21 protein-coding genes are annotated in these 19,727 nt (G+C 38.9%); 14 read left to right on the forward strand and 7 right to left on the reverse strand.

The window, feature by feature from the left end; translation table 11 throughout:
• Window positions 1-466: 466 nt before the first annotated feature.
• From AC3WTL_RS02225 to AC3WTL_RS02240, 4 genes are all read left to right on the forward strand, one after another.
• Window positions 467-613, forward strand: coding sequence for a hypothetical protein (locus AC3WTL_RS02225; protein ID WP_492368895.1), 147 nt, complete (start codon window positions 467-469; stop codon window positions 611-613).
• Between the two features lie 224 nt (window positions 614-837).
• Window positions 838-1,593, forward strand: coding sequence for a DUF2087 domain-containing protein (locus tag AC3WTL_RS02230; RefSeq protein ID WP_492368896.1), 756 nt, complete (start codon window positions 838-840; stop codon window positions 1,591-1,593).
• 17 nt (window positions 1,594-1,610) lie between these two features.
• Window positions 1,611-1,961, forward strand: coding sequence for a GIY-YIG nuclease family protein (locus AC3WTL_RS02235; protein WP_492368897.1), 351 nt, complete (start codon window positions 1,611-1,613; stop codon window positions 1,959-1,961).
• A 201-nt stretch (window positions 1,962-2,162) separates the two neighbouring features.
• Window positions 2,163-2,804: a YdeJ family lipoprotein gene (locus tag AC3WTL_RS02240; RefSeq protein WP_492368898.1), complete on the forward strand. Its 642-nt coding sequence runs from the start codon at window positions 2,163-2,165 to the stop codon at window positions 2,802-2,804.
• 61 nt (window positions 2,805-2,865) lie between these two features.
• Here the strand turns inward: AC3WTL_RS02240 and AC3WTL_RS02245 are convergent, their stop codons facing one another.
• Window positions 2,866-4,122, reverse strand: a complete 1,257-nt coding sequence (locus AC3WTL_RS02245) for a dicarboxylate/amino acid:cation symporter (protein ID WP_492368899.1) — start codon at window positions 4,120-4,122, stop codon at window positions 2,866-2,868.
• Between the two features lie 445 nt (window positions 4,123-4,567).
• Between AC3WTL_RS02245 and AC3WTL_RS02250 the strand changes: the two genes are divergently transcribed.
• The gene (locus tag AC3WTL_RS02250; protein WP_492368900.1) at window positions 4,568-5,458 is read left to right on the forward strand and encodes a Vgb family protein; all 891 of its coding nucleotides are present in this window, start codon (window positions 4,568-4,570) and stop codon (window positions 5,456-5,458) included.
• 165 nt (window positions 5,459-5,623) lie between these two features.
• On the opposite strand, the gene AC3WTL_RS02255 is transcribed toward AC3WTL_RS02250, so the two are convergent.
• Window positions 5,624-6,118: an Rrf2 family transcriptional regulator gene (locus tag AC3WTL_RS02255; RefSeq protein ID WP_197216383.1), complete on the reverse strand. Its 495-nt coding sequence runs from the start codon at window positions 6,116-6,118 to the stop codon at window positions 5,624-5,626.
• 209 nt (window positions 6,119-6,327) lie between these two features.
• Here AC3WTL_RS02255 and AC3WTL_RS02260 point away from each other — a divergent pair, with 209 nt between their 5' ends.
• The gene (locus AC3WTL_RS02260; protein ID WP_282172161.1) at window positions 6,328-6,774 is read left to right on the forward strand and encodes a carboxymuconolactone decarboxylase family protein; all 447 of its coding nucleotides are present in this window, start codon (window positions 6,328-6,330) and stop codon (window positions 6,772-6,774) included.
• 241 nt (window positions 6,775-7,015) lie between these two features.
• The gene (locus AC3WTL_RS02265) at window positions 7,016-7,444 is read left to right on the forward strand and encodes an organic hydroperoxide resistance protein (protein WP_319003776.1); all 429 of its coding nucleotides are present in this window, start codon (window positions 7,016-7,018) and stop codon (window positions 7,442-7,444) included.
• Window positions 7,445-7,513: 69 nt separating this feature from the next.
• On the opposite strand, the gene AC3WTL_RS02270 is transcribed toward AC3WTL_RS02265, so the two are convergent.
• From AC3WTL_RS02270 to AC3WTL_RS02280, 3 genes are read right to left on the reverse strand one after another with little or no spacing between them, the layout of a single operon-like run.
• Window positions 7,514-8,623 (reverse strand): GerAB/ArcD/ProY family transporter, encoded by a 1,110-nt coding sequence (locus AC3WTL_RS02270; protein ID WP_492368901.1) that lies wholly within the window; start codon window positions 8,621-8,623, stop codon window positions 7,514-7,516.
• The gene (locus tag AC3WTL_RS02275) at window positions 8,623-9,702 is read right to left on the reverse strand and encodes a Ger(x)C family spore germination protein (RefSeq protein ID WP_492368902.1); all 1,080 of its coding nucleotides are present in this window, start codon (window positions 9,700-9,702) and stop codon (window positions 8,623-8,625) included. Before AC3WTL_RS02275 ends, AC3WTL_RS02270 begins: the two co-directional genes overlap by 1 nt.
• Window positions 9,692-11,206 (reverse strand): spore germination protein, encoded by a 1,515-nt coding sequence (locus AC3WTL_RS02280; protein WP_492368903.1) that lies wholly within the window; start codon window positions 11,204-11,206, stop codon window positions 9,692-9,694. Before AC3WTL_RS02280 ends, AC3WTL_RS02275 begins: the two co-directional genes overlap by 11 nt.
• 189 nt (window positions 11,207-11,395) lie before the next feature.
• Between AC3WTL_RS02280 and vanR the strand changes: the two genes are divergently transcribed.
• From vanR to AC3WTL_RS02315, 7 genes are all read left to right on the forward strand, one after another.
• A complete protein-coding gene (gene vanR / locus AC3WTL_RS02285; protein WP_492368904.1) occupies window positions 11,396-12,091 on the forward strand; it encodes a vancomycin resistance response regulator transcription factor, VanR-F/VanR-M family in 696 nt (231 codons plus the stop codon).
• Window positions 12,084-13,196: a sensor histidine kinase gene (locus AC3WTL_RS02290; RefSeq protein ID WP_492368905.1), complete on the forward strand. Its 1,113-nt coding sequence runs from the start codon at window positions 12,084-12,086 to the stop codon at window positions 13,194-13,196. The genes vanR and AC3WTL_RS02290 overlap by 8 nt, the downstream gene beginning before the upstream one ends.
• Before the next feature lie 95 nt (window positions 13,197-13,291).
• Entirely contained in the window at window positions 13,292-14,158 is an 867-nt protein-coding gene (vanY, locus tag AC3WTL_RS02295; RefSeq protein ID WP_492368906.1) for a VanY-A/VanY-F/VanY-M family D-Ala-D-Ala carboxypeptidase, read from the forward strand.
• 24 nt (window positions 14,159-14,182) lie between these two features.
• Entirely contained in the window at window positions 14,183-14,830 is a 648-nt protein-coding gene (locus AC3WTL_RS02300; RefSeq protein WP_492368907.1) for a TetR/AcrR family transcriptional regulator, read from the forward strand.
• A gap of 92 nt (window positions 14,831-14,922) precedes the next feature.
• The gene (locus AC3WTL_RS02305; protein ID WP_492368908.1) at window positions 14,923-16,092 is read left to right on the forward strand and encodes an MFS transporter; all 1,170 of its coding nucleotides are present in this window, start codon (window positions 14,923-14,925) and stop codon (window positions 16,090-16,092) included.
• 223 nt (window positions 16,093-16,315) lie between these two features.
• Window positions 16,316-16,780 carry a hypothetical protein gene (locus AC3WTL_RS02310; RefSeq protein ID WP_492368909.1) on the forward strand — a complete coding sequence of 155 codons (465 nt, stop codon included), beginning with the start codon at window positions 16,316-16,318 and terminating at the stop codon, window positions 16,778-16,780.
• A 132-nt stretch (window positions 16,781-16,912) separates the two neighbouring features.
• Window positions 16,913-17,875, forward strand: coding sequence for a DUF3231 family protein (locus tag AC3WTL_RS02315; RefSeq protein WP_492368910.1), 963 nt, complete (start codon window positions 16,913-16,915; stop codon window positions 17,873-17,875).
• A gap of 126 nt (window positions 17,876-18,001) precedes the next feature.
• Here AC3WTL_RS02315 and AC3WTL_RS02320 read toward each other — a convergent pair whose 3' ends face one another.
• On the reverse strand, window positions 18,002-18,841 hold the full coding sequence (locus tag AC3WTL_RS02320; protein WP_492368911.1) for an isocitrate lyase/PEP mutase family protein: 840 nt from the start codon (window positions 18,839-18,841) through the stop codon (window positions 18,002-18,004).
• Between the two features lie 279 nt (window positions 18,842-19,120).
• Window positions 19,121-19,624 carry a DinB family protein gene (locus tag AC3WTL_RS02325; protein ID WP_492369369.1) on the reverse strand — a complete coding sequence of 168 codons (504 nt, stop codon included), beginning with the start codon at window positions 19,622-19,624 and terminating at the stop codon, window positions 19,121-19,123.
• Between the last annotated feature and the right edge of the window lie 103 nt (window positions 19,625-19,727).

Here is a 19,727-nt window from a genome sequence, read left to right on the forward strand (position 1 = left end):
GGAACCCCACATTCAATGGAGATAGGCTTTTTTCTGTGGGAACATCATTTCCTGTTTTGCATTTATAAAACAAACATGTCCTTTATTAAAGAAAGTTAACACTCTATTTACAAATCGGTAAAGCTCCAATTGTTCGACATTTTTTATATAATCACTTGATATAATGACATTATTTTAAAAGGAAGGGAGATGAATACAGATAAGACCTTAGCAGCGAGTATAAACCTATCTAAAAAAAAAACAAAATCATTGGGGGAGGAATCATGACGGAGGTTTTGCTTTATGTCGGTACATATATTTCCCTTACTTTTGCTCTTGGCTGGCTGATTACGGTCGCTTTTAATCTATTTTTAAAATGAAAACCATAGTAAAAAAGCTATTAAAGTCCTTTTCCTCTGCATGCACTCATGCCGCTGCGGCTCGTGCCCTTCTTTAAGGAATCTAATTATCCAGGGAGGAATTCGATATGTGGATTTTAACACTATTTTTAAAGGACCGGATCCAAATGTTTGAGTATGACAACAGGGAAGAAGCAAGAACGGAGCTAAAGAAAGCAAAAGGATGCAAAATTCTATCTGAGATCATTCACTATAGGGATTTTGAAAATAAATAAAATTCTCTTGTACAGCCGGAATACTAATCTGGGAAAGACCTTCTTCCATTGAAGGTCTTTATTTTTTTAGTAGATAAACAGCTGCCTATTTTGTTTAGAAATAAGAAAACAAAGATAAAATTCGTTTAAGAAATATTGACTAATATCAAACGTTGGTTTAATATGTTTATTATAAAACAAACAAATTTTGATTTTGTTTAGAAATATTAGGGTGGGTTTAACCGATGGAATATTCAAATCAATTCTGGGACGCTTCTTTAGAGGAGCTTAAGCAGGGTTACATGGAAGAAAAAGAGACATACACTTGCCTGTTATGCGGGGAAAAGACGGAAAAAGGGATTGTCTACCCATATAAAGATCGATTTTTCGAAGCGGAACGGTATATGCGCATTCATATTGAAACGGAGCATATCTCGGTTTTTGACTATTTGCTTTCGATGGATAAGAAGCTGACAGGGCTTACGGATCATCAGAAAAGTCTTCTGCAGCTTTTTTATCAGGGGAAAAGCGATAAGGATATTCAGAAGGAGCTGGACATGGGGAGTACCTCGACCATTCGCCATCACCGTTTTGCCTTAAAAGAAAAGGAACGTCAGGCGAAGACCTTCCTGGCGATTATGGAATTGCTGAAGGAAAAGGATGAGCACGCACCAGCGTTCCTGCCTGTCCATAAAACAGCCACGATGGTGGATGACCGCTACAACATTACAAAGGGGGAACAGGAGAAAATCCTAAAGAAATACTTTCCCGAGGGTGCCGATAAACCCCTTGCGAAGTTTCCGCCTAGAGAGAAGCAAAGGCTGATTGTGCTGCGGGAGATTGCCGGTGGGCTGAAGGCCGAACACAAATACGGCGAGAAAGAGTTAAACGACACACTAAAGGCCATTTATGAGGATTATGCGTTGATCAGAAGGTATTTGATCGATTATGGATTCCTGGACAGAAAGCCCGATGGCAGCGAGTATTGGCTTAAAAAATAGAAAAACGGGGGATTAACATGGAACGAAAAAGAGAATTAAAGCAGCAGTTTAAAGAAACGCCCATTGAAGCTGGGGTTTATCAAATTAAAAATACAGTGAACAATAAAATCTTCATTGGCAGCACAAATAATTTAAAAAGCCTGAACGGAGTCAGATTTTCACTCGAAACAAACGGCTATATGCCTAATCGGGGGCTGCAGGAGGAATGGAATCAGTTCGGGAAAGAGGCTTTTGAAATCAGTATTCTGGAGAAGCTGAAGAAGAAGGATGATCCGTATTTTAACGAGAAGGAAGCCCTGGGGAAGCTGGAGGAAAAGTGGCTGGAGGAGCTGCAGCCATTTGGCCATAAAGGTTATAACCAGGAATAATACCAACAATAAGAAACAGTTGAAGTCTGGTTCCCTTATGAATCGGACTTTATTTTTGTGGTGAAGCCTGATTTTGCAAGAATACTAGAAATCTGTGTCAATCTGGGATTTTTTATGAAAATCTTTGGATAACTTTGTTAAAATTAAAGGCGGGCAAATTAACTTAATTTAAAATATTTTATGAAAGGAATAAAATAACGAATGAAAAAGCCAACAAAGATTCATTTTTATGCTATTGCAATAATGATGGCAGGAATGCTCGCGGGATGCGGAGACAAAACAAATGATGGGGTCAATGATGACGATTTGAAAAACAATTCATCGTTAGAATCTGCTGCTGAAGAGACAGCAGGTGAGTCAGAGGCTAATGATGGAAAAGACTCTTCAACAGAAGGATCTGCTCATAGTGAACCAGATAGTACGGCTTCGGAAAATAGTGCAGGGGATAAAGAAGACAACAAAACATTATCCCAGTATTCCAGTCAGCAAATCGAATACGCAAGAGTTTGGCTGCAGCTTGGACCGAATCAGGATCTCGATGAATTGTATATTAGGCACATTCCTGCCGGTACACCACTTAATCCGGAAGATGAGACAAGTGCAGGCTATCCGGAATATGTAATCCAGTTAGCAGGTTCCCGCCTTGCAGATGGTTCCGTTACTTATAGTGGAAATGGGGACGGGACAATTAATGTTTACAATGTTCCTTTGCGATGGGATGGCCAATACCCAGCAGGAGAAAAATTTTACAGTGATATAATTGAAAATACAAAGCAAGTGTCCATTGAACCAGGCGAGGATGGAAAGGTTATTGAATTAATAGAAAAGCTAATCGAAGAATAAATTGTCTGAATGGAAAAAGAGCTGGAATGACAAAGTCAAATCCAGCTCTTTACACACGGTCTTATTTTAAAGCTAATGATTCCTTCAGCCAGTTCTTCCCCTCAACAATCCGGCTGACCATCATGGCCGAAACCGTGTTGCCGGCTGAATTCAGGAGGGTAGCCGGTGCATCAATGACCGTAGATATAACAGCGATAACCGGCAGCACCTCAGGAGGGAAGCCGAATACACTCAGGATCAGCATTTCGCCTATCATCCCGCCGCCAGGAATGGCACCCATCACGGCTCCAACCAGAAACGAAATAACAAGGATAGTAAGGATGCTTGTCATGCTCGACATGTCTTTTCCAAACAAGCTGAACAGGAAGACGATCTTAAATACTCCGCCAATAACAGAACCATCTTTATGCGTGTTCGCGCCAAGCGGGATCATCGTCTCCGCAATGTCCTGGGGAACACCCATTTTTCGGACAGCGGCCAGATTAATTGGGATACATGCTGCACTCGAGCATGTGGCAATCGCACTGACAGAAGGAGTGATCGCATTTTTCCAGAACACCTTGACGCCATCTTTACCGCCAGCCGCAAAGGCATACAGCGTAAAGAAAATAAAGAAGTAAATAAGAGTCAATACCAGATAAAGTACAAACACACGGACATATCCGCCAAGAATCTGCGGGCCAAGCTCACCAATGATTGTCGCGAAATAACAGCCAAGACCGATTGGCGCATAGTACATGACAAATCCAACAAACTTCATCATCACGGCTGAACAGGATGAAAGGAGATTGGCAATCGGTTTGCCTTTTTCACCTGACATCGCTGTTGCCAGTCCGAATAAAATCGAGAACACAATCAGCTGCAGCATGTTGCTCTTTGAGAACAGCATCTGGAAATCAGGAACCGTGAAGGCCTGAACCAGCTGGCCCAGGAATGTGATTTCTTCCTCTTCTGGATCGATAGAAGCTTCCGTCATAATGCTCTTAATTGCAGAGACATCTGTATTCTTCAGCGGATCCACAATGGAAATCCCGATGAAGCCCAGGATCGCGGAAATGACAGCCGTAATAAAAAACACGGTGAAAATCCCGGCCATAATCTTCCCAAGTCTTTTCATTCCGCCCATATTCGCAAGGCTTGAAGCGATGCTAAAAAAGACGAGCGGCACAATGATCATAAATAATAAATTCAAGAATAAATCCCCAAATGGCTTCACAACCGCAGTCTTCGGGCCAAAAACCACTCCGGCAACTCCGCCGATGAGAATGGAAAGGAGCAGGAAGATGGTTAGCTTGTAATTTGCAAAAACCTTTTTCATGTTGTCTCAACCTTTCTGTAATATCCAACACTCTATTATATATTAAAATGGTTTATCAAAAGAAGAGTGCTGGTATATTTCTTACTATTCTGTATACTTAAACTCTATTAGCCAAGCACCATTTGACATCCTCCAGTAAATGTCATACAGTGAGATTATTCAATGCTGAAAGGGTGAAGAAAAGCACATGATCCTTTAATCCTGCACTTAGTGAAAGCCGATAGTACAGCCTCCCGTTCAAGTTCCACACCGTGTGGGAATGGGCTTTATTTATCGATGATTTTTCTGAGACAGGATTGAATGTGTGTGCTTTTTGACTTGAAGAACGGCTTTATTTCGAAAAGCCTATTTAAGTCTATGGTTGTGCCGCACTGCCTCCTGTCTCGGAAAGTCGAGATAGGAGGCTTTTGTTTTGGGGGAATTTTAGTGGTTCGGAGGTAGAAGGATGGAATTTAAATTACAGGAGATAAAACTTGCCCGTACAAATACAGGCCCATATGGAATCGCTGTTTCAGAAAAGGGAGAAGTCTGGTTTACGCAGCATAAAGCCAATAAGATAAGCTGCATCGGATTGAATGGGGAAATGAAAGAGTATCCGCTTCCGACACCGGATGCAAAGGTCATGTGTGTAATGGTGTCGTCAAAAGGAGAGGTCTGGTTTACCGAGAATGCAGCAAACAGCATTGGGAGAATAACGAAAGAAGGCACTATTCAAGAATATCCCTTGCCCCATCCAGATTCAGCACCCTATGGGATTACAGAAGGGCCGAGCGGAGATATCTGGTTTACCGAAATGAATGGAAACCGTATTGGGCGGATTAAGAATGATGGTTCTATCATTGAATACAATCTTCCGGCTCAAGGTTCGTACCCGGCCTTTATAACACAGGGATCTGATGATGCTCTATGGTTCACAGAAAACCAAAATAATGCCATCGGAAGAATTACCGAAAATGGAGAAGTGACAGAGTTTACAATTCCTACACCTGCTTCCGGGCCTGTTGGAATTACGAAAGGAAACGACGGTGCTCTCTGGTTTGTGGAGATTATCGGCAATAAAATTGGACGTATTACTACATCTGGAGATATCACAGAATTTGAAATTCCAACCCCGAACGCCAGGCCGCATGCCATCACAGCAGGGGAAGGGAACGACTTATGGTTCACAGAGTGGGGAGCAAATAAGATTGGAAGAATTGCAGCCAATGGAATGATTGAGGAATTTCCGATTGAAACTCCAAATGCTGAACCGCATGGGATTTCAAGCTGCGATGGGAAGACCATCTGGTTTGCACTGGAGTGTGATAGGATTGGGAAAATCACTTTAATCGATTAATTAAAGGTCTAAATTGATGAATTATTTAACCCCGTCATATATATGGACGGGGTTATTTTAGCTCAGTATTTTTTTTTTCAATGAAAAGGCATGTATTTGAGGAGCGGCTCAAAAGAACGTTTTCTCCCAAAAAAGCTCTCCATCAAAATCAAGGAGAGGCTGGTACTACAGGCTGCTCTTGGTAAAATATTTCCGGGTTTCTTCACGCGTTTGATTTGGCAAGACACGGTCTAGCTCTTCATTTAACCATGAAAGTGTTTTACTGCGCAGGAAATCACGCATTTTTTCTTCGGCTGAGAGCATAACTAAATTGATGGTACAGGAGGAGGTACCTGAAGAGCAGATATTTTCTCTATACAAATAACCATTATCTTTAATGTTTTTACATTGAAAAATTGGCTTGGGACCTTCAACTGCTTCAATTACATCCCAAAAAGATATTTCTTCTGGCGATTTAGCGAGTTTATAACCACCCTTAACTCCAGGAACTGAGGTAACAATCCCGCTCTTTGATAATTTACTGAATATCTTTGACAGATACGTTTCGGAAATCCCTTGGAAAGTGGAAAGTTCCTTTATTCCAATGGAGGAATCCTCTTTATTATCAATTAAATATACGAGGCAGTGAAGTGCGTATTCAACTCCAATACTATACTGCATTACTAACACCTCTTCATAAATGAGATTAATTTATCTTAAGAATTTTCTATTCCTTTGTCAAACATGATCAATTGGCACAAATTAACATGAAAAGAGGTTTGACATAATAAAGTCTACCCTTTATTATAGACAATATCAATCGCTGATTGATGCTATCCACAATTCAAATTTCAAAATGCGGTTGAATCAGCTTTTAAGGAGGAATTGATATGGAACAACGAATTGATTATTACAATTTAGCACCAGAGGCAATGAAAATAATGATGGAAATGGAGAAGTATACGAAAACAACAGGTTTAGACCGTAAACTTCGTGAGCTGATAAAAATTCGCGCTTCTCAAATTAATGGCTGTGCCTATTGCATTAACATGCATACAGCTGATGCGAGAAAAATGGGAGAAACGGAACAGCGTTTATATTGCATTAGTGCATGGAAAGAGTGTACATTTTACACCGAAGCAGAAAAAGCAGCTCTTGAATTAACAGAGCATATAACTTTAATTCCGGCGAAACGTGTGCCGGATGAGCTTTACCAGCGAGTGCGGGAACATTATGATGAGAAGCAATATATTGATCTTGTTCTAATTATCAATCAAATCAACAGCTGGAATAGAATTTCGATTGCAATGGGGAATGTCGCAACCGACGAAAAGTAATATCTTCAACTGTTAAAGCCATAATAATTTTTCCATTTTTTAAACATGATGGTCTTTAAGCTGAGACTTTTTTTAAAAATAAACTTACCTTCTAGTAAGTAAAAAGCATTAACCTTTCGGATAGAATAAAATGTCAAAGTTAACATTGCAAAATAGAAGCTCATAAAGTTTACCCTTAATGCAAAAGCTACACGTGGAAATATTGAAGCTAAAATCCATTATAAAAAGGGGAGTTTTAAAAATGATGAAAATAGAAAAGAAATTATACACGGCTACTGTAAATGTTCAAGGCGGAAGAGATGGGAAAGCGGTTTCTGACGATAACAATCTGAATGTAGACTTGAGATATCCAAAGGAATTAGGCGGGGACGGAGCTGGAACCAATCCGGAGCAGCTGTTCGCAGCAGGGTTTGCCGCATGTTTCCAGGGAGCGATGGGCACTGTCCTTAGGAAAAAGAACATTAAAACAGACGGTATAAATATTGCTTCACAAGTTACGCTTGGCAAGGATGCGAACGATGGCTATGTGCTGGCCATTAAAATGGATATCACTGTAAAGGGCGTAGAAACCAGCGTGGCAGAAGAAGTCGTTGCGGAAGCTCATAAGGTTTGTCCTTATGCTAAAGCAACTCAAGGTAATATCGAAGTAATCTCCAACGTTGTTGGTTAATCAGCTTCCGGGATCACCCAAAGAATGCCTATCTTTTAACAAGATAGGCATTCTTTTTTGCATTAGGAATTAGATTTTGTTTAACCTATTCTTCATAAAATAGCTCTTTATCCATTTTATAATAAGAAGGAGCGGCAGATACACATATACAAAACCAATTCCCACATTAGAAGTGAAATTGACAAGATAATCAACACTCTTAAATTCCTGAAGGTATACAGAAACAATCATCTCTGCAATAAGTAAGAATAGCAAAGTCGCTTTTGGAGGAATGGAGAAAGTTCTTTTTACGATTCTTGTACATGCCCACAAAGAAATACATATAGGGGATATAATCACTAACAGCCAAATAAAGATGAATACATATTCAAATCTTTCCAGGAAAGAGAATTTAACGATCTTAACCATCATAAGAGTGGGCCAAGGTAAATGCTGTAATACCTCTTGATTAAAGTATAAGAATGATATTAACGTTATAATTAGGTACACAATGAGAGTATATATATTGCCAAAATACGCCCATTTTGAAATATCTCTGTTATTTGAACTTTTAAGGAAGGGATAATACATCAGGATCCACTCGAAACCAAGAAAAAGCAGGGCATACCCTTTAGAAGAGAAAAATAGCTCACTGAGGGAATGACTAAAGGCTGGGAGCAGGTAAATATAATTCGCATGCATCAAGGGGAAGTAAATTAAAAAGAACAAAAAAGCAGGCAATATAACTCCCCAGAAACTAAAGCCGGTTAAACTGCGGAAGCCGCTTGAGATAATATAATAAAATGTGAGTCCGAAAACGGTACATAGCTGCCATGTTTTTATTGAAGGATACACCCATATTTGGATGACCTCAATATAAGCACGGAGGACTGTCAAAGAAGCCAGCCAGAAATAAACCAATGCCATGACAGACATTATGCTGCCAATCGCTTTTCCAAAGCAATACTGATGAACAGCTACTAAATCATTAGTTCCCCCGCCTAATAGCTTAAAAATAATATAGAGTATGATATGGGTTGCAGCCCAAGTTATAATTAAAGAAATCCAGGCATCCTGCTCAGCATGTTTAATAACCTGGCTTTGAAAATTTAGGATACCAATTCCGGTTTGTGAAGAGTGAATGAGAAAAAATGTGAAAAAAGCCGAAACTTGAAATTGTTTTTCTACTTTTACGTTCACTAATTTCCCACCCCAGTTTGCCTAACTGCAATTTTGGTATTTACCTCATATGTCATATTAGGATATATCCGATCGTAAAAACTCTTTTCAGAATAATTTCTGTGATTTGTTTTATACACTCTTCCTATACCTAAAGGATCTACACCATTTGTTTGAAAATCCTTTAGAAGTAATTCAGCATCGTTTGAAATTGATTTCTGTATGGCGGTTTTAAATAATTTAAGATCCTTTTCATCTTCTAAATTGATCCATTCAGGCAAAGCATCAAGTTCTACATCTAAATTTAGGCTTACTCTAACTTGTTCCCTGAGGTTCTCCTTGATGATTTTCACCTTGTGTTTTCCATAGTTTGTTCTCACCCCGATATTAGCTTTGTGTCCATGCATGTTGAGGTCAAAACTGTATACTCCCATTTTGTTTTTATCCGTCATTAATTTTAATAAGAAGGTTTCTTTTTCGGAAATCCTAAGTGCTAATTTTTCACCTTTAAAAATCCCCATACCATCGACTTTAATTTGCCCTTTAGAATCAACTGTAAGATTTGGAAAGGACATATCAATTCCACTACCAAAAAACTGGTCATACATTACATGGGAGTTAGATTCAGGAACTCCTTCATTTTCAATACTTTTATCAATCAAATTCATTAAGAATAGGGGACTCTCATTAAGTGTTTTACTTAGTATTAAATCTGGAGTTCCATCTGTAATGACAATTCTTACTATGCCAATTTTTGGATCCTTACAGATGGGGTCTAATATGGAAGCTAAACCATCTCTGCTTAGTTGATCCCCAAATATCATTACCCTTACTTGACCTATTTCAAAGGGAAATTGAGATTTATGGCTAAGTTCTTCCTGCAGACTGGATGGATTTTTAGCAGCAGCTGTGATTAAAGCAGGATTATCACTCTCGGCATAATTTGGATAAACAACACTTGCCTTTAGCATCTCATCTTCTTTGTCATAACCTACATTGTGCATCAGAGAGACTTCATTAATAACATTGTGAGGTACACATCCAGCCAGGAATAGAGTTAGAACAACAATACCCATTTTAACTAATGTGTTATTCATCATTAATATCTTCCTTCTTTTTGTTACTCTCTTTTGGTGAATATTTAATTTTATCTTTAGGTCTCAAAAAATCCGGCCTTTTGTTTAATTTGGTATAAGGAGGCCTTATGATACTATCCGCAAGACTATTGATGCGAAACGGGTGCAAAGGAACCATGTAAGGAGTATCAAATGATTTTAATTTAAACAAATGACATAGCAGCACAACAAAGCCTATCATAATACCCAGCCCGCCCAGGAATGATGACATGATGATAAAGGGAAATCTTAAAATTCGAATGGTGTTGGACATGACGATAGTTGGCGTTGTGAATGAAGCTAAGGCTGATAATGCGACAATGATTAATAAAATATTACTGGTCAGTGCTGCCATTACAGCGGCCTGTCCAATGACAATACCGCCAACAATGCCCAATGTCTGTCCTACTTTAGTAGGCAATCGGGCTCCTGCCTCTCTTAATAATTCAATGGTCAATTCTAAAAAAAGAACTTCCAGCAGCGGTGGAAATGGAACATTAGCTCTGGACTCTATTAGCGGACCCAGTAAATCCGCGGGCACCACCTCATAATGAAACGTCATAACCGCAACATAAATGGCGGAAGAAAAGATGGAAAAGATGATCGCAAGTATTCGAGTAAAACGGAAGAAAGACCCGATTATCCAGTTATAATAATAATCCTCAGATGAGAGAAAAAAATCGAAAATGGTAGTAGGTCCGGATATTGCGTATGGTGAACCATCACTAAAGATAACGACCTGGCCGGAAGTAAGTGAATAAGAAATTCTATCCAGCCTCTCTGAAGAAAAGTAAAGCGGAAAAGGAGTATAAGAATTTTCCTTGATTAACTGGATTAAAGCAGAATTATCCCAAATGATATCAAAATCTATTTCAGAGAGCCTTTTCTTTACAAATTTTATATGCTGTTCATTTGTAATGCCATCTAAATAAACAATCATTACTCTTGTTTTTGACAGTGTGCCCAGCACGATCTCTTCAGTAGTTAATAATGGAGATTTTAACTTTGTTCTAAGTAAAAGAATATTCGTATCAAGGCTCTCAACAAACCCTAATTTTGGACCGATAACATTAAATTCATTCTCAGTTTCGTTAGATTCTCTTATCCCTTTAGATAAATTATTTACATTTACCAAAAGACAATCTTCTAAGTTATTTTTAAATTGAATTAGGATATATCCCTGATGAATTTTCTCTTCGATTTCTTTTGCTTCCTTTGTTCTGATAACGTCTTCAAGCGGAAGGCTGTTTTGAAATTGATTCATATCAAAAGCCTGGTCATTCTTTTTTTCGCACTCATTAATATATGGAAGTAATACATGTTCCATCGTCTTGTGATCGATCAGTGTAGTGAAGTATAAAATGACTATCTGGACTCCGGAAAGATTTTTTTGAATTTCTTTAAAATCAGATGATTTTTTGGCTGTATTCACTATGTCGGCAGGTGTTTGATTTTCTGCAGGATTCAGATTGGTGTTTTCCTTTTTCATAAACAAATGTACTCCTAACATGTGTTACTACTTATTATTATTACTATCAAAAATTGTATGCACCTTAACATTTTTATTATGGCTGTATGTTTATTTGCAAAATATGACCATATCTTTGAAAAAGAAACGGAAATAATAGAAAATGAATAGGTCTACGGCTGAAAGATAATTTGATTTAGGAGTGGAAAGATGAGAGATATTTCGATCTTAATTGCGGATGATGAGGAGGATATTGCTGATCTGGTTGCCATCCATTTAGAAAAAGAAGGGTACCATGTTATTAAAGTTTCGGATGGACAGGAAGCTGTTCGGGTCGTCGGGACTCAATCGATTGATTTGCTGATTTTGGATATCATGATGCCGAAAATGGATGGATATGAAGTAACCCGCCGCATTCGCGGGCAGCATAATATGCCCATCATCTTTTTGAGTGCTAAAACATCTGATTTTGATAAAGTACAGGGATTGGTCATTGGAGCAGACGATTATATGACGAAACCATTCACCCCGATCGAATTGGTTGCCCGTGTTAATGCTCAGCTTCGGCGTTTTATGCAGCTGAATCAGCCGAAAGCAGATCAAAAAACCTGGCTTGAATATGGCGGGTTAGTGATTACGCCTGATCAGCGCACAGTTACCCTGTATGGTGAAAGCATTGAGCTTACGCCGAAAGAGTTTGATATTTTGTATTTACTTGCGAGTCATCCAAAGAAGGTGTACAGTGTGGAAAATATTTTTCAGCAGGTGTGGGGAGAAGCATACTTTGAGAGCGGCAATACGGTCATGGTACATATTCGTACGCTCCGAAAGAAGCTTGAAGAAGGCAGACAGAACCACAAATGGATTAAAACCGTGTGGGGAGTCGGGTATTCCTTCAATGGGTAAAATGGTGCGCAGCTTTCGTTCAAAGATGGTGCTGTTATTTGGTTTAAGTATGATTTTTTCTGGACTTATAACGTTTATAGTCTTTAAATCACTGCAATTCTATTATCACGCGAATGTCCAGTATGGTGACCGGCTGGAATATTATCGAAAAATGATGAAGCAATTTGGCGACATTAACGTCTTTTTACTGCTGTTTATCCCGCTTTCGTTCCTATTCTTTTATTTACTCACGAAGCGGTATTCCAGCTATTTTAATGAGATTTCAACTGGAATCCATCATCTCTCCCGGGGAGACTTTTCACATCAAGTTCAAATAGAGTCAAATGATGAATTTCGGGATATTGCTCATGATATTAATCTGGCAAGTGAAAAATTGAAGCAAGCTGTAGAAAGAGGAGATTTCTCGGAAAGCAGTAAGGATCAATTGGTCGTAAATCTGGCTCATGATTTGCGGACGCCGCTGACTTCTGTGTTAGGATATTTGGATTTGATCCTAAAGGATGAGAGCTTGACTGAAGAACAAGTCAGGCATTTTTTGACCATTGCCTTTACGAAATCTCAACGTTTGGAAAGGCTGATTGATGAATTATTCGAAATAACCAGAATGAATTATGGCATGCTTCCAGTGGAAAAAAAGAGACTTAATTTGACTGATCTGCTTAATCAATTAAAGGAAGAATTGTATCCTGCGTTCAAAAAGAATCATTTGACTGCCCGTATGGATAGCACACCCCTTTTACCCATCTTCGGTGATGGAGAATTGATAGCGCGTGTGTTTGAGAATCTTCTAACCAATGCCATTCGTTATGGATATGAAGGTCAGTATGTCGATATTACCGGCACGATTGATGGGGATGAAGTGGTCGTTCAAGTGGTGAATTATGGAGACAGCATCCCCCCGAATGAACTTCCGCATCTATTTGATATGTTCTATACGGGTGACAAAGCACGAACACATCAAGAAGATAGTACCGGCCTTGGCCTGTTCATTGCGAAGAATATCTTGGAGCAGCATAATGGAACCATTACGGCAGAAAGCAATGTCATCAGGACCATTTTTGAAGTTCGTCTGCCAAAGGAAAGTGAACGAAGTAATGAAGATTAGCTAGTATTTAAGAAAAATTTAAAAATTACCCTACTCTTTTTTTAAATAGTTTTTCCTATTCTTAAAGCAAGGAAGAATAAGGAGGAAGCTGAAAAATGAAGAAGTGGGGTTTTTTACTAGTAGTTTGCCTGGGGTTAACATTCGTAAATATGGACTCTTTTTTTGAACCAAAAGTAACCATACAAAATAATGATCAACTTGAAAGTGACATAGAGGATAGCAGGTCTATTGAACATATTCAAGAAGAGATAACAGAAGAACAAATCTATCAGGGAAATTTGCTTTTGGTCAACAGTGAATACCCGGTCCACCCGGATAGTATTAAGTCAGATGTCATCAATCTAACTGAACACAATGAACGGACAAGGGGATATGGCTTGTTAAATAGCGAAATTTATTTGTCAGAGGACGTTGCCCGTGAATTTTCAGAGATGATCGCTGCAGCAGAAAAAGAAGGGGTCCGAAATTTCTCAATAACCAGCGGCTTTCGAGGCTTTGAAGAACAGAGTGCTCTTTATCAGGAGATGGGTTCTGACTATGCCTTGCCTGCTGGCTATAGTGAACATAATTTGGGTTTATCGCTTGATGTAGGATCTACGCAAATGAAAATGGCCGACGCACCTGAAGGAAAGTGGATAGAAGAAAATGCCTGGAAATACGGGTTCATCCTGCGTTATCCAAAGGACAAGACAGACATAACAGGAATTCAATATGAACCTTGGCATATCCGGTATGTTGGCCTGCCGCATAGTGCAATTATGAAGGAAAAAAATTTTGCTTTAGAGGAATACTTAGATTATCTAAGAGAAGAAAAACAAATCTCTGTGAATATGAATGGGGAAACATACACGATTACTTATTACCCGATACCTCAAACCAGGACGATTAACCTACCGGACGATAGCTATTATGAGATTTCAGGTAACAATATGGATGGGGTATTTTTGACCGTTTACAAATGATAAGAAAAAATGGGGAAGCCCGTAGTGCAATGGAATTTAAGTTTTTCAGTGATTTTGACTTTTGATATCCATCTTGACACTTACCTATTAGTAAGTTACTATCGGGATATGGAAAACAGAAAAAAGCAAATTGTAGACTTAGCACTTAAATTGATACAGCAAAAAGGGTATGTAGCCTTCAGCTATGATGACATTTCTAAACAGCTTGGGGTGACCAAAGCAAGTATTCACTATCACTTTGAGAAAAAGGAGGATTTAGGGGTCGCAGTTACGGATCGTATTTTATTGAGACTGCAGGAATCTTTCATGTTAATTAAAAATTCCCAGGATTCTGCTGAAGAGAAACTGAAGCAGTTCATCCAGAAGCAGGCTCAAAGATTCGAGTGTACTGAAATTTGTCCGATTTCTTCGCTGCAGACGGATTATGAATCTTTGCCATCCACCGTACAAGAAAAGATTGAGGAAGTCAGCAGACTGGAGCTCAGGGTTATGAAAGAATTAGTTGCAGAGGCACAAGCTGAAAATATCATAAATAGCTCTGAAGATGTCCATCAAGTAGCGGTAACGATATTATCAAGTGTTAAAGGAGCTTTATTATACAGACGGGTTCTGGGTGATGATGTATTAGCCGAAGTACTAACTCAGTTAAATCGATTCTTAAAAAAACCGTAGAAACGGTTTTTTTAATTATAAATACTTACCTTCTAGTAAGTAACTTTTAAATTTTCTTGAAGACCTTAATAAAGAAAGTGGGGATTGCCACAATGAAAAGAATGCTATTGGTTTCTCTTTTGATGTCATGCGGGGCTACCTTTATTACCCCGTTATTCCCTTTATATAGTGAGGCTTACCGGCTGAACAGTCTGCAAATCACTATCTTGTTTGCCATTTATGCTGCATTCCTATTGCCTACTTTGTTCATTGCGGGAGAAAAAGGCAGCACGTGGGGATTAAAAAGGGTTGTTCGCTTCAGTATATTGATCTCCATCGCATCTACCTTATTCTTCATAGCTGGCAATCATTCCTGGATGCTCTATGTTGCCAGATCATTGGAAGGAATCGCATACGGAGCCTTTACAGGTACAGCTGCTGCTTTTCTTATGAAGCAAACTCTTCCCAGCCAAATAGGCGCAGCTCTCAAATTATCAGGTGTTACGATTCTTATTGGTTTCGGGCTGGGACCAGCTATCGCGGGTTTGATCCTGCAATATATACATTTCCAGCCACTCCAGCTGCCATTTTGGATTTTGCTCGTCCTGCTTATCATCTCACTAATTGTGCTAGAATCTATTCCTAAAGATGCTGTTTCCAGTGAACAAAAACGTGAAAAAACGAAGATATCGCTTGGTGTGCCAGACAATATTCGTTCTCCATTTATCTCAATGGCCGGATTGCCTATCTTCACAGTTTTCACAATTCAAGGAATCGCGTTTGCTCTTATTCCTAATTTCGTCAAGAATGTTATTCATACGTCCAACCTTTCCGTTTCTGGTTTTATCATTTTCGTACTTCTCAGTGGATCAGCTTTGGCTCAGTTCATACCTTGGCCAAGTCAACTCATTACAAGAATGAGAATCGGCATCCTGCTTCTTGCGATAGGGTCTTGGGTAATTGTTACTTCCGGTTTAATATCAAGTTTGCCGCTGCTCTGGGCAGGCATATTCATCCAGGCTATCGGGGGCGGGTGGACTTTTCAAATGGCCCTGCGACTTGCCGGACAGTTACCGGAGCCAAACGAACGGCCGCGAGTCATTTCGGTTTTTTATTTGTGTGCGTACTCAGGATTTATCGTTCCCGTAATTGGAGTCGGAGCGCTTACTCAGTTTTTCAGTTTAAACCATTCGCTGATCGTTCTGAACCTGTTTGCCGCCTTTATTGTTATTTATGTGCTGCTGTATTCCGTCAGATTTAACCGCACTTTTTCAAACATATAATGAACTAATTACTGAGTTCTAACCATAATCAGAGTGCTTTAAAACCGAGCTGCCAGTACGGCAGCTTTTTTTCTCCTATTAAAAGGGAGTTTAGTTTGAGAAGTGTGCTTACATACTAATAAGTGTGGTGCTGAGTTATAGTGAATGTTAACTTCAGTCAATTAATAGATGTATGCTCTTTAAAGGACACGTATAAAGAGACATGGCAAGGAGCTTGAATAGAATGGAGACATCTATAGAAAGGCTATTATGGAGTATTGCACTTCCTGGTTTTGGGCAATTTTTAAATGGAAAATTGATAAAGGGAATGGTTATTGTATTTTTAGAGTTCCTTATAAATGTACAAGCGAATTTCAATGGGGTCATTATTTCAAGTTTTCATGGAGATATTGAAAAGGCAATTGCAGAAACCGATTATTTGTGGCTGATGTTTTACCCTTGTTTGTATTTTTTTGCTATGTGGGATTCCTTTAAAGATGCGGGAGGAGGGAAAAACAGTTATTCTTTTCTTCCGTTTGTGTCTTCAGCTTACTTTGTTACAGTGGGGTGTATATATTCCTCTACCTTTAAGCTTTTTGGGGTATTATTAGGGCCTATTTGGCTTCCGATATTGTGTGTAATACCAGGTGTCAGTGTGGGTGTTATTTTAATGAAGGTATTAAGAAAAAAACACATCGAACCCTTTTAAACAAGGCAGCCAATTTATTATTAAGCGCTTTAATAATTGGCAATGGAAGGTGTTTAGGCACTATTTAATGAATAATTACCATGTTCAATTACAAACTAAGAGAAGAAAATAAATTGTGGAGGGGCCTCTTAGATGAAATTAAACGAATTAGGCTTTCTTTGGTACTTACATTCAAGTTCGAATATGGTCAATATTTTTTTGGGGAATCTGGTTGAAACTGCTGAAGATCCTGATTTGAAGGATGTTTTAACTGAGATTAAAGCACTCTCATCATTCCAGGAACAAGAGGCTTCACAATTCTTGGCTGATAATGGATTTAATGTTACACCGTTTTTTAGTGAAAATGATTTACATAGCCCCTCAGAAAAGATATTCTCTGATCAATTAATGATAGAAATAATTAAGCATATAACCAGTAATGGACTGGGTGTCCTTTCTTTTCAATATACAGACTTAACCGTCCCAAAGGTTAAGAATTTCTTTAAAGAAATTCTCAATAAGTTAATACAAATTGATATTTCTATTTTAAATTTGCTGGAGCAAAAAGGTTTACTCCAAAACAGGCCTTTTTCATACAAAAATGCTGAAGACAGAGAGAGCAAGTTATTCAAAGTGGCATCAACCCAGCAGAGGCCGCTTAATGCTGTTGAATTAGCAAGTATGTTTGGTTCCTTTCAATGTAATAATGTTGGTTTAGCTTTATGTACTGCTTTTTCGGATGTCGCAAAGGATGAAGATACAAAGAGTTTTTTAGAGGATGGAACCAAATTGTCATACCATCAAGTTGATGTTTTATCAGAAATATACAGAGAAAACGGAGTGCCGACAACCACCGGATTGGAGGCTCACGTTTATAAGGTGAATAAATCCCCATTTTCAGATAAACTAATGGCTAACTTAATCATGTTCTTGAACCCCATCGGAATAGGCAATCTGCAAACTGCTGTGGTTTCAAGTTATAAAAAAAGTCACGTGAAAAGACTAAAGGAATTAATTGATCAGGTGGAAAGCTATTCAGCGCAAGGGTTTAAGTTATTGGTGCGGAAAGACTGGCTTAATGAGCCGCCTGTAGCCAATAGGTCAATTGATAGTTAATAATTTGAGTCAAACAGCCTAAAGCATTCCCGAAAAATTATGAGAGTGAACAAAAAGCCGATTTCATGATAAAAGGAAAATCGGCTTTTTAACATTCATCATTTTGTTGATGGGTATTACAAGTTCTTATTGAATGAATTCAGTTAACTTTCTATAAGACAGAACATCGCCATTTGTCATTTGATGAAAGGTCTGGCGGTTTACTATCTCTTCACTGATAGTCCGTAAGTATGTTAGAGTAGCTCTGAATGGGACGGATCCACAGCTAAGCCTTTCGATTCCGATTTCAGATAGCTCTGATATAGAAGGCATCTCTGGGTCAACCAATAAGTTGATGGGACAAGAAACTTCCTCTCTAATTTTTTTAATACTCTTCCTATCAGTTAAGCCAGGAATGAAAATGCAATCAGCCCCTGCATCCTGGTAGGCTTTTGCCCGCTTTATAGCTTCTCGTAAACGCGTTGAAGAATCCCCAGCATTTAACCAAAACAGATCTGTTCGTGCATTAATAAATAACCGCATATTGCTGGATTCTGAAAGTTCTTTGATAGCTGCTATTTTTTCCTCTTGAGATGAAATATCAAATATTGGACTGTCAGGATTACCTGTACCGTCCTCCAGATTTATCCCGATAGCTCCAGCAGCAGCTACTGCTTTTACCGTCTCCAAAACTTCTTCAACAGTCACTCCATAACCTGCCTCAATGTCTGCGCTCACAGGAACATTTACTGATTTGGCGATATTTTCAATCGTTTCAACCATTTTGTTAAGAGGTATACTTTGTCCATCCAAGTAGCCCAAAGAAGCAGCAATACCGGCACTTGTTGTTCCAATCGCTTTAAAGCCGCATTCTTCAAACATCTTTGCACTGATTACATCCCATGCGTTTGGCAAAACAAAGGTGGATGATTGCTGATGTAAGCGGTGAAAAGTATTTGCCTTTAATGATTGTTCTTTGCTACTCATAGAATTAAGCTCCTTTTCCTATTTTGGTTAAAGTATCTTATTGCTTCATTTTCTATTGTAAAGGCTAAATAATTCAACATAGAAATATGGAGTGCATATTGATTTCTCAACTGAAGCCGCTGTGGATGCCCTTTTAAGTAGATGTTCGGAGGGCTTGAAAACTCTGGATGATCCCTAAGATCTCACTTTGAAAAAAGAGAAGAGGGCTGCTTAGATAGCCCTTTATTTTTAAACTAAGAGAAACGCTCTGCAAGCTCCGAGCGTTTTTCTCTTTCCATTTTATTGCGGCGGATTCGTAACGCCTAATTTAACCCAATCCTCTTTTGGCGGACCATAAACCCCAAAAGGCTTTAATCCTGCCTGTCGGATCAGAATGGTTAATTGTCCGCGATGATGCACAATGTGTTTAATTAAGCCCATCAAAATCTGGGCATTGGTTTCCTCTCTTCCAAATGCCTTCTGTGTCTGGCTCAATAGGTCATCTGTCCATTGCTGTTCGATCGCCAGTGCCGCTTCCTCACTCAGCTTTTTAAATGTATCCGCAATTTCTTTGGCAGAAGAGGGGACATTTTCTTCATTTTCAGCTCTCTGCATTTTTACTCCGAAATGAGATAAATAATCAGGAATATTTGTGGTGAAATGCCAGGCAATTCGCCCTAAGGTGCGTCCTTCAGGATAGACCTGCTGCTTTAAAGAGTCATCTGTTAAACCGTCCAGTACCTTTTGCGTCAGCATTGCTTCTCTGTTCCATTCTTTAATAAAATCTTTGACTGTAACGTAAATAAAGCATCCCTCCGTTCATGGGATAAATTATAAAACGTTTGTTCGTATTTTTCAAGATGTTCATCTTCTTGATAGGATTATAAATGATACAAAATTTTCACAA

The organism is Cytobacillus sp. EB106-05-05-XG126 (assembly GCF_058791715.1).

What these genes read in the sequence shown, in the direction of transcription:
- AC3WTL_RS02240 (WP_492368898.1), top strand. Translation starts at nt 2,163, where the DNA reads ATGAAAAAGCCAACAAAGATTCATTTTTATGCTATTGCAATAATGATG.
- AC3WTL_RS02305 (WP_492368908.1), top strand. Translation starts at nt 14,923, where the DNA reads ATGAAAAGAATGCTATTGGTTTCTCTTTTGATGTCATGCGGGGCTACC.
- AC3WTL_RS02255 (WP_197216383.1), bottom strand. Translation starts at nt 6,118, where the DNA reads ATGCAGTATAGTATTGGAGTTGAATACGCACTTCACTGCCTCGTATAT.
- AC3WTL_RS02245 (WP_492368899.1), bottom strand. Translation starts at nt 4,122, where the DNA reads ATGAAAAAGGTTTTTGCAAATTACAAGCTAACCATCTTCCTGCTCCTT.
- vanY (WP_492368906.1), top strand. Translation starts at nt 13,292, where the DNA reads ATGAAGAAGTGGGGTTTTTTACTAGTAGTTTGCCTGGGGTTAACATTC.
- vanR (WP_492368904.1), top strand. Translation starts at nt 11,396, where the DNA reads ATGAGAGATATTTCGATCTTAATTGCGGATGATGAGGAGGATATTGCT.
- AC3WTL_RS02235 (WP_492368897.1), top strand. Translation starts at nt 1,611, where the DNA reads ATGGAACGAAAAAGAGAATTAAAGCAGCAGTTTAAAGAAACGCCCATT.
- AC3WTL_RS02315 (WP_492368910.1), top strand. Translation starts at nt 16,913, where the DNA reads ATGAAATTAAACGAATTAGGCTTTCTTTGGTACTTACATTCAAGTTCG.
- AC3WTL_RS02250 (WP_492368900.1), top strand. Translation starts at nt 4,568, where the DNA reads ATGGAATTTAAATTACAGGAGATAAAACTTGCCCGTACAAATACAGGC.
- AC3WTL_RS02265 (WP_319003776.1), top strand. Translation starts at nt 7,016, where the DNA reads ATGATGAAAATAGAAAAGAAATTATACACGGCTACTGTAAATGTTCAA.
- AC3WTL_RS02230 (WP_492368896.1), top strand. Translation starts at nt 838, where the DNA reads ATGGAATATTCAAATCAATTCTGGGACGCTTCTTTAGAGGAGCTTAAG.
- AC3WTL_RS02320 (WP_492368911.1), bottom strand. Translation starts at nt 18,841, where the DNA reads ATGAGTAGCAAAGAACAATCATTAAAGGCAAATACTTTTCACCGCTTA.
- AC3WTL_RS02290 (WP_492368905.1), top strand. Translation starts at nt 12,084, where the DNA reads ATGGGTAAAATGGTGCGCAGCTTTCGTTCAAAGATGGTGCTGTTATTT.
- AC3WTL_RS02260 (WP_282172161.1), top strand. Translation starts at nt 6,328, where the DNA reads ATGGAACAACGAATTGATTATTACAATTTAGCACCAGAGGCAATGAAA.
- AC3WTL_RS02310 (WP_492368909.1), top strand. Translation starts at nt 16,316, where the DNA reads ATGGAGACATCTATAGAAAGGCTATTATGGAGTATTGCACTTCCTGGT.
- AC3WTL_RS02280 (WP_492368903.1), bottom strand. Translation starts at nt 11,206, where the DNA reads ATGAAAAAGGAAAACACCAATCTGAATCCTGCAGAAAATCAAACACCT.
- AC3WTL_RS02275 (WP_492368902.1), bottom strand. Translation starts at nt 9,702, where the DNA reads ATGATGAATAACACATTAGTTAAAATGGGTATTGTTGTTCTAACTCTA.
- AC3WTL_RS02225 (WP_492368895.1), top strand. Translation starts at nt 467, where the DNA reads ATGTGGATTTTAACACTATTTTTAAAGGACCGGATCCAAATGTTTGAG.